General features: G+C 63.3%; 6 protein-coding genes and 2 pseudogenes. 2 read left to right on the top strand and 6 right to left on the bottom strand.

Translation table 11 applies throughout. The annotated features are described in order from the left end of the window. A pseudogene (locus tag DH10_RS16230) lies at positions 1 to 515 on the bottom strand (alanine dehydrogenase); the annotation flags it as partial. 157 nt (positions 516 to 672) lie between these two features. Here DH10_RS16230 and DH10_RS37635 point away from each other — a divergent pair. Next, positions 673 to 795 (top strand): hypothetical protein, encoded by a 123-nt coding sequence (locus tag DH10_RS37635; RefSeq protein WP_281423838.1) that lies wholly within the window; start codon positions 673 to 675, stop codon positions 793 to 795. A 734-nt stretch (positions 796 to 1,529) separates the two neighbouring features. Continuing rightward, a complete protein-coding gene (locus DH10_RS16235) occupies positions 1,530 to 1,751 on the top strand; it encodes a hypothetical protein (RefSeq protein WP_192384989.1) in 222 nt (73 codons plus the stop codon). A 73-nt stretch (positions 1,752 to 1,824) separates the two neighbouring features. On the opposite strand, the gene panD is transcribed toward DH10_RS16235, so the two are convergent. The 5 genes and pseudogenes from panD to DH10_RS16260 form a co-directional block, all read right to left on the bottom strand. Beyond that, positions 1,825 to 2,277 (bottom strand): aspartate 1-decarboxylase, encoded by a 453-nt coding sequence (gene panD / locus DH10_RS16240; protein ID WP_192384990.1) that lies wholly within the window; start codon positions 2,275 to 2,277, stop codon positions 1,825 to 1,827. A gap of 57 nt (positions 2,278 to 2,334) precedes the next feature. Further along, positions 2,335 to 3,318: a beta-ketoacyl-ACP synthase III gene (locus DH10_RS16245; protein ID WP_192384991.1), complete on the bottom strand. Its 984-nt coding sequence runs from the start codon at positions 3,316 to 3,318 to the stop codon at positions 2,335 to 2,337. Further along, positions 3,315 to 4,553: pseudogene (locus DH10_RS16250) on the bottom strand (adenosylmethionine--8-amino-7-oxononanoate transaminase). Before DH10_RS16250 ends, DH10_RS16245 begins: the two are co-directional and overlap by 4 nt. Then, a complete protein-coding gene (gene bioD / locus DH10_RS16255; RefSeq protein WP_192384992.1) occupies positions 4,553 to 5,215 on the bottom strand; it encodes a dethiobiotin synthase in 663 nt (220 codons plus the stop codon). The pseudogene DH10_RS16250 and the gene bioD overlap by 1 nt, the downstream one beginning before the upstream one ends. Positions 5,216 to 5,226: 11 nt before the next feature. After that, entirely contained in the window at positions 5,227 to 6,366 is a 1,140-nt protein-coding gene (locus DH10_RS16260; RefSeq protein ID WP_192384993.1) for an 8-amino-7-oxononanoate synthase, read from the bottom strand. Positions 6,367 to 6,404 lie beyond the last annotated feature (38 nt).

Here is a 6,404-nt window from a genome sequence, read left to right on the forward strand (position 1 = left end):
GTGACCTTGCCGGGCAGCACGCCGGGCACGCCGCCGAGCAATACGCCGCGGCCGCCATTGGCCTTCTGCAACGCCGTGGCGCCGGCCTGGATCGACAGACGGCCGGCAACTTCCGACATCGGCGCCAGCAGCGGCAGACCGCCGCGATCGTCAGTGACGGTCTCGTAGGCGATCGCCGTGACGCCGGAGGCCAGCAAGCCCTTGGTTTGCTCCGGATCCGGAGCGAGATGCAGATAGGTGTAGAGGATCTGGCCGTCACGCAGCTGCACCCATTCGTTGGGCTGCGGCTCCTTGACCTTGACGATCATGTCGGACTTGGCAAACACGTCGGCGGCGGTCTTGGCGATGGTGGCGCCGGCCGCGCGGTAGGCGTTGTCGTCGGCACCAATGCCGCCGCCCGCTCCGGTCTCGACCAGCACTTCATGGCCGTGAGCGACATATTCGCGGACCGAGCCTGGCGTGAGGCCGACGCGATATTCGTGGTTCTTGATTTCCTTGGGGCAGCCGACGCGCATTTTCTTCTCCTGATCCGGGCCCTTTTGGGCTCACTCCCTGTATTGTCGGAGTGAACCATGAATCGGCTCGCAAGTGTTTGCGAATGCGCTTGCGTGGGCAAGCCGGTTTCGATAATCCTTGCGTGAAATAGCAGGATATTCGCAGGATTCACGGAAAATGCCGCTCGACAGGATCGATATCGCCATTCTTGAGACTTTGCAGAAGGATGCGCGCCGGATTCAGTCCGGCGTGAACGCCATGGCTGCGCATGACGGCTCGGCAAAACCAGGGCGATCGTGACGCACTGCTGTGAAAACCACGGCTTGCCGAGATGTCCTGCTGCCCGCCGGTCGCGACCTGTTTGCGGCGCAGCGATCAGATTGCACCGCCTTCTGCGCGCCAGCGTTTCACAGCCGAAAAACCCGCCACTCTTGGGCCCGAGCGGCGGGGTTTTGCAGCGTTACTCGGACTGAATACGCGTCCTCAGTCACATTGACCGCGGGTAGTTAAGTCTGCATTAACATTCACGATCCGGGCATCTAAATCGATACGAGCGCAAGATGCCGCGCGGGTCCGACGTTCCGTGCCCAAATCCTCGTCGCCGTCAAATCGGCAAGGCATCAGCTATCACAAAATCCGCGCTTGACGTTACGTAAGCTCTCGTGTTTTTCGCTGTGCGGGGAACGCCTTCCAGTCTCGGTCCAGGGCGACGAAAATGAGGGGCAGCGATGGTGGCTGGCGAGCCAAATGACGTGCGCGTCAAGCGTTGCGGCGGGGGATGGGCCGTTCATATTGTCGAGGACGGCAAACTGACAGTTCTTCGGTTCATGACACAGTCTCCCGCCGAGAATTTCGCCGATGACCAACGAGCCAGGCTCGGCCTTGCTAGCAAGCCACCGATTGACGAACGCTGACAGCTGCATCGGATTTGGGGAGACGTTGATGGCTGGTGAGCCTTTGCGCCGACGGAAGGAACACATCGCCGAAGGGCCATTTCAACGCTGCTTGCGGCCGTTCGGCTGGCCATATTTACGATGATGGTTGGCACCGCTGGCGATGCGGAAGACGACTATGTGACCCGCTTGATCGACACGTCGGCAAAGATCATGAAAAGCCAGGTCGTCAAGGACCCGGCCGCGGCGCTGGAAAAAGCAGCAAGAATTTGCAGGCGGCCGCCGCAACTGACTTCAGACAGGGAATCGAGCCGCGTGGCTGTTGGCTCAACCGTGGAGTTGCCGACATTGCGCGATCCGTGAGGCTCAGGTCCTCTCTTCAGCGCTGGGCAAGCTGGAACGGGACGGAGAGACTTTCTCACATGTGCGGCGGGAGTCACGCCCCGGAGACCAGGGCAGGAATGGCCAAGGGCTCGTTCGCCTCGTCAAGGATCGAGAAGCTGTAACGGCCGTCTGGGTCAAGATCGACGGAGTAACTCAGGCGGTCGAGTATGTTGTTATCCTGGTCGAACGTAACGATCCGCGGCTTCAGAGAGGTAATGTGCGCTTCGTCCAGATAGATGGAGTTGCAGACAATGATCTGGTCGCCGGGCTGGCAAGTGCGGGCAGCTGCTCCGTTTAGAATACAGCATCGTGAGCCGCGCTCGCCGAGGATGACATAGGTCGAAATCCGCGCACCGGAATTCTTGTTCCAAATCTCCACGAATTCCATGGGCAGGATCGCTGCTTCTTCGCAGTGGTCTGGGTCGAGCGTTATCGAACCATGGTAATCGAGGTTTGCTTCGGTGACGTGGATGCCGTGCAGCTTGCCGGCGACTATTTTGCGCATTGGTTTTGTTGTCCCTATTCATCATGCAAGGTTAATCTTGGCAGCGGGTCACCCCCGCTAGATTCCGACGACAAGGGCGCCGCCGCTAAGACCCGCACCCGCCGCCGCCAGAAGAATCCTCTCGCCCGGTCGGAATGGCTCCCTGCGATTGGCCAGCGAGAGCGACAGCGGGATCGTGGCGGCGGAAGAGTTGCCGTACTCCGCGATCGTCTTGACGATCGCGTGGTCGGCAATGCCGAGGTTTCGCCCGACCGCATCGAAAATGCGAGCATTGGCTTGGTGCGGCACGAACCGGTCGATGTCATGCGGCAGCATTTTGGCTGTGGCCAATGCATCCCGCGAGCAGGCGGTCATCATCTCGACGGCCTTGGCGAACACTTCGCGGCCGTCGGTGATGGTTATCCGAGTCTGGGCGAGATCGAGGTCGGCGTGGAACGGCGTGTTGCTCCCGCCAGCGGCAATCTGGATCAGACCATAGCGCGAGCCGTCGGAATCCACCGAGGCACCGAGGATGCCCCGGTCCGGGTCATCGCACGGACCAATCACCACGGCTCCGGCGGCATCGGCAAACAGCACGGCGCTGCCACGCTCGGCCGGATTGATGCGGCGGCTGAGGATGTTGGCGGCAATGACAAGGCTCGCCTTTCCGTGCAGGCGGGTAAACCCGTCGGCGAACATCAGCGCATAGATGAAGCCGGCGCAGGCGCCGGTCAGGTCGACCGCGCCGGCGCGGCCGAGTCCCAGCCGATGGGCGACCAGCGGCGCGCTGGGCGGCAAGAGGTGATCGGGTGTCGAGGTGGCAAGCAGCAAAAGACCGATGTCGCCACGGTCGATGCCGGCATTCGCCAGCGCCATGTCGCCGGCTTGCACGGCCATGCCCGATAGCGTGTCTTCGTCGGTTGCCCAGAAGCGCGACCGTATCCCGGTGCGCCGCTCGATCCAGCCAGGTTCGAGCCCGAGACGGTTTTCGATTTCCGGATTCTTGACCTTGCGCGCCGGCGCATGATGGCCGAACCCGAGAATAGTCGACGATCTGCTCAAGGCTTCGCGCCGAAGCGTTCGCCGGCCTCCTCTATGGCATCATAGAGCCCGTCCAGTTCGTCGCCGGTGATGCAATAGGGCGGCAGGAGATACAGCACATTGCCGAGCGGACGCACGAGCAGTCAGCGCTCGAGGAAAAAAGCGCGCAGCTTCGGCCCGATGTCGGCCAGATAGCCGGCAGAGCCGGTGCGCAGATCGACGGCTGCGATCGTTCCCGTGGCGCGGCAGTCGGCAAAGTATGGATTGTCCCGAAAGCGTTGCAGCCCGGCGGCCTGTTTTGCGCTCAGGGCCGCGACGCGCTCGGCCACCGGTTCGTCATGCCAGATCTCGACATTGGCGAGTGCCGCCGCGCAGGCCATCGGATTGGCGGTGTAGGAGCTTGAGTGGAAAAACGTCCTTTTGCGGTCCGTCGAATAGTGGGCCTGGAAGATGGCATCGGTCGCAAGCGTGGCGGCCAGCGGGACCACGCCGCCCGTCAGCCCTTTCGAGGTGCACAGGATGTCCGGCGAGATCGATGCCTGCTCGCAGGCGAACATGGTCCCGGTGCGGCCCCAGCCGGTCATCACCTCGTCGGCGATCAGCAGGGTTCCAGAGGCCTCGGAGATCTTCTTCAACTCAGTGAGAACCCAGGCCGGATACATCAGCATGCCGCCGGCGCCGAGCACCAGCGGCTCGACGATCAGCGCGGCGGCGTGCCGGTCACGGGAGACTGCCTCGAACCGGTCCAGCGTCTCCTGCTCGCGCCCGGCGGCCGGGAAGGGGATGGTGTCGACCTCGAACAGCAGCGGCTCGTAGGCGGCGTTGAACACGCCGCGGGCGCCATGATAGCTGTGCTCCATGACGACGATGCGCGAGCGCGGCGCGCCGATGTTGCGGAAATAGCCGAGCGCCATCTTCAGCGCGACCTCGACCGAGGTCGAGCCGCTGTCGGAAAAGAACACCCAGTCGAGGCCGGGCGGAGCGAGGCCGACGAGTGCTTTCGCGAGGCGCTCGGCCGGCTCGTGCGTGAAACCGGCGAAGATGATCTGGTCGAGGCTCTCCGCGGTCGTCTCGATGGCCTTGATGATGCGGGGATGGCGGTGGCCGTGGGTGACGACCCACCAGGAGGAAATGGCATCCAGGATGCGCGTGCCGTCTGCCTTGTGGAGGTAGGCGCCTTCCGTCCGGACGATTTCAGGGATCGCGGGCTCGAGCGCGTGCTGCGTGAATGGATGCCACACACGGGACTGGGACATCAGTGATCTCCCGTGCACGAGGCGAAGGCGAAGCCGGCAATCATTGCGTCTCGCAGTGTTTTGTCCGTCAGTGGATCGAGATACGGCAGCCTGCCAAGCTGCGGCACACCGCCCATTTCAACGATTGTCCGTTGCGTGTCGGCCATCTCATCGCCGATGAAAGCGATGCCGGCCAGCGGGATGGAGCGCGCTCGCAGGGCCTCGATCGACAGGAGCGTGTGGTTGATGGTGCCGAGCGTGGTGCGGGCGCACAAAATGACCGGCAGCCGCCACTCAGCGAAGATGTCGATGAACCTTGTGCGCCGGTTGAGCGGCACCATCAGCCCGCCCGCGCCCTCGATGACGATCAGCCCGCCCGCGCCCTCGATGACGAGCGGCGTCGGCAGGACGGGAAAAGTAAGATTGGCAGCCTTGATCGCGACGCCGTCGATCTCGGCCGAGCGATGCGGCGACAGCGGGCTCTTCAAGCGGTAGGCCTCCGGCAGCACGCGCTCCGAAGGCAAGCCGGCAAGCCGCGCGACCACGTCGCTGTCGGTCTCGCCGTCGAGGCCCGATTGCACCGGCTTCCAGTAGAAGCCGTCGAGCAGGCCGGCCAATCCCGCCGAGAACACCGTTTTGCCAATTCCGGTGTCTGTGCCGGTTATGACGATGCGTTGGGTCATGCCGCCTCCGATCATGTTTGGGCCAACACTTCGACGAGCGCCTCGACCATGGCGGAAATGTCGGCCTCGTCGACGTTGAGCGTCAGTGAGATGCGCAGCCGCGACGTGCCTTCGGGCACCGTCGGCGGGCGAATGCCGCGTATGTCGAAACCGCGCGCCTGGAGTGCCGCCGCCACCGCCATGCAACGGCCGTTGTCGCCAACGATGACCGGGAGAATTTGCGAACCGCTGGCCGCAACGCCGCAGCGTTTCATCAGTTCTTCGGCGGTAAAGCTCACCAGGTCGGCCAGACGGTCGCGGCGATCAGGCTCCTCCTGCAGGACAGCGAGCGCTTCCTGGGCCGCGACGGCCATTAACGGCGATGGCGCCGTTGCATAGATGAATGGCCGGCATCGGTTGACGAGATAGTCGCACAACGTTCGCGGTCCGGTCACCAGCGCGCCGGACGCGCCAAGCGCCTTGCCGCATGTATGCAGCGTCACCACATTCTCGCGTCCCTCGAACGCGGCGGCAAGGCCGCGCCCATTCGGCCCGTAGACGCCGGTCGCATGCGCTTCATCGATGAGCAAGAACCCGTCATGGCGATCGGCCAGCACCATGAGGTCTTTGAGCGGTGCGCGGTCGCCATCCATACTGTACAGGCTTTCGACAGCGATCCACACGTGTCCAATACCGCCGGATTGGCGCCACTCCTGGATGATGTTTGCAAAAGCGTCCGCATCATTGTGAGCCGCGACGGCAATTTGCGCCCGGCCGGCACGGGCGCCTTCATGGGCGCTGGCATGCACAAGTTCGTCGAGGACGAGAAGATCGCCTTTCTGCGGCAGTGTTGTGAGGAGGGCGAAATTGGCGATATAACCGCCGCCGAAAAACAAGGCACGCTCGGCACGGAAGAACGCCGCCGCGTTTGCCTCAAGCTCCTCATGTTCGGGCGCATTGCCTCGGAGCAGTCGCGAACCGCTTGCTCCGACTGGCGTGCCACGAGCGAGCGCTGCGCCGATGGCATTGGCTAGCCTCTGGGATCTGGCAAGCCCGAGATAGTCGTTCGACGAGAAGTCGAGTCCGGCGCGCGGCACAATCGTTCTCAGCCGGTCGTTGCGCGCCAGCCCGCGCAAGGTCGCGTCATAGCGGGCGAGGGGCCTTGCGCTCATTGTGTTTCACGTTCCATTGGCTCGATACCGAGGCGCCG

It is taken from the genome of Mesorhizobium silamurunense, assembly GCF_014843825.1.
Lineage (GTDB): Bacteria > Pseudomonadota > Alphaproteobacteria > Rhizobiales > Rhizobiaceae > Mesorhizobium > Mesorhizobium silamurunense.

What these genes read in the sequence shown, in the direction of transcription:
- DH10_RS16260 (WP_192384993.1), bottom strand. Translation starts at nt 6,366, where the DNA reads ATGAGCGCAAGGCCCCTCGCCCGCTATGACGCGACCTTGCGCGGGCTG.
- panD (WP_192384990.1), bottom strand. Translation starts at nt 2,277, where the DNA reads ATGCGCAAAATAGTCGCCGGCAAGCTGCACGGCATCCACGTCACCGAA.
- DH10_RS37635 (WP_281423838.1), top strand. Translation starts at nt 673, where the DNA reads ATGCCGCTCGACAGGATCGATATCGCCATTCTTGAGACTTTGCAGAAG.
- DH10_RS16235 (WP_192384989.1), top strand. Translation starts at nt 1,530, where the DNA reads ATGATGGTTGGCACCGCTGGCGATGCGGAAGACGACTATGTGACCCGC.
- bioD (WP_192384992.1), bottom strand. Translation starts at nt 5,215, where the DNA reads ATGACCCAACGCATCGTCATAACCGGCACAGACACCGGAATTGGCAAA.